The organism is Sphingobium bisphenolivorans, from assembly GCF_000412635.1.
In the GTDB taxonomy this organism is placed as follows: Bacteria; Pseudomonadota; Alphaproteobacteria; order Sphingomonadales; family Sphingomonadaceae; genus Sphingobium; species Sphingobium bisphenolivorans.
The window spans coordinates 1-1,816 of sequence record NZ_ASTG01000051.1; the positions used below are offsets into that span (position 1 = coordinate 1).

The 1,816-nt window shown below is 60.2% G+C and carries 2 protein-coding genes; both read left to right on the top strand.

Annotated features, from left to right (window positions below):
* Nucleotides 1-315: 315 nt before the first annotated feature.
* Complete coding sequence (locus tag L858_RS0119125; protein ID WP_022684651.1) at nucleotides 316-633, top strand: 2Fe-2S iron-sulfur cluster-binding protein; 318 nt, start codon at nucleotides 316-318, stop codon at nucleotides 631-633.
* Between the two features lie 74 nt (nucleotides 634-707).
* On the top strand, nucleotides 708-1,816 hold a 1,109-nt coding region (locus L858_RS0119130; protein ID WP_022684652.1), incomplete at its 3' end, for a cytochrome P450.

Sequence of the window (1,816 nt, forward strand, 5' to 3'; positions counted from 1 at the left end):
CCGCCAATCTTTGCAACAGAGCCCTCCGGAGCTCCCTGTTAAGCCTTGCCCATTTTATGTCCGCTTCGACTCCGGCCAGCCATGCCCCGCGACAGCGGCCCTATGGCCTCCGCACAGCCTGATTGCAAACGTCGCTTGGCCGCAGAAGTCCGCACGCTTCCCGCTATTGATAAAGGGATCAATATAGCATAGCAAGCGCTCTGACGCCGCACGATTCGGTCGAACAGAACGCGACCAAGCGGGCGACGAGGCGTCGGATCTTCGGTTTGCCAATGCCTACACCAGCCAAGCGAGCCTGACGGGAGTTGGAAGAAAATGCCTCATATCCAAGTGACTACCCGCGATGGGGAGATACGCGAACTCGACGTCGCAGCCTCCGGGTTCCTGATGGAAGCCCTTCGCGACGCCAATATCGACGGCGTCGAGGCGATGTGCGGCGGATGCTGCTCCTGCGCGACCTGCCACGTCTACATCGACGCTGCTCCCGCCGGGACCCTGCCGCCGGTCTCCTCCGACGAGGAGATGCTGCTTTCCGGCCTGGTCTCGACCCCCGGACGGTCGCGGCTCTCCTGCCAAATACCGGTCACGGCCGAACTGGATGGCCTTAAGCTCACGATCCCGCCGGACTCCTGAGCGCCTAGGCTGTCTGCGCACGCGCGCCGACGCCGTCCTTCCTTCCCAATTCGAAAATGAGCGGGAATCCGAACATGAACCCTCAGACACTGCCGGTCTTTCCAGACCTCGACATCTTTTCGCCCGAATATGCCTGCAACCGCGAAAAATACGCAGCCCGCGCCCTTAGGGACTATCCGCTGCACTTCTATAAGCCGCTGAATTTGTGGATCGTCAGCAAGCACAAGGATGTGCGCTCGGCCTTGTTCACTCCGCAGGTCTTTTCTTCTGTCGCGTTTGGCCTGCTCCCCCCGCCCGATGATATCGCGCCGCGCGTGCCGGACCTTTACACCGACGTGCATCTGCCCTCGATGGACCCGCCGGAGCACACCAAGCTCAGGGTTCCCGTCCAGCAAGCCCTCCTCCCCGGTCGGCTGGTGGGTAAGGACGAGGTCGTTCGCCGGATCGCCAACGAACTTATCGATACCTTCATCGACAAGGGCGAATGCGATCTCCTCCACGATTTCAGCTACAAACTTGCGCTCTACTTGATCGTCGATCTGCTCGGGCTCCCCAAGGAACGGGCGGAAGATTATCATCGCTGGTCCAACTGCTTCTTCCAGCTGTTCACCCCTAAGGTACCGGAGCGCGCCGACGCAAGATTCTTCGTGCCGATGCCGGAAGAGGTACTGCGGCAGAACTGGGAAGACCTGGCGGAGGCGAACGACTACCTGCGCGAAGTCGTCGAGAACCTTGATCGCAATCCCGGCAACAACATGCTGTCAAACCTGTTGCAGCTGCGCGAACCGGACGGCTCACGCACGATCACGATCAGCGCCAATGTTCGCAACGCACTGGAATTCGGGGCGGCTGGTCATGACACCACGGCAACGCTGATCGCGCACCTCACCTATTTCGTGCTGACCACGCCGGACCTCAAGGACACTCTTACCGAGGATCCGTCGCTGATCCCCGCGGCGATTTCCGAAACGCTGCGCCGTCGCGGTTCGGTCGACGGGCTGTTCCGGCGAACGCTGTCGGATGTAGAACTATGCGGCCAGAAAATCGAATCCGGATCGATCGTCTACCTCGATCTCACCGCTGCAAATCTTGACCCCGATGTATTCCCCGAACCTGAGACGTTTCGCCTGAACCGCGACAATATCAAGGAAATGGTCTCTTTCGGCTACGGTCGTCACGTCTG

Bases quoted from the DNA above. Each gene is read 5' to 3' on its own strand.
- L858_RS0119125 (WP_022684651.1), top strand. From the start codon at position 316: ATGCCTCATATCCAAGTGACTACCCGCGATGGGGAGATACGCGAACTC.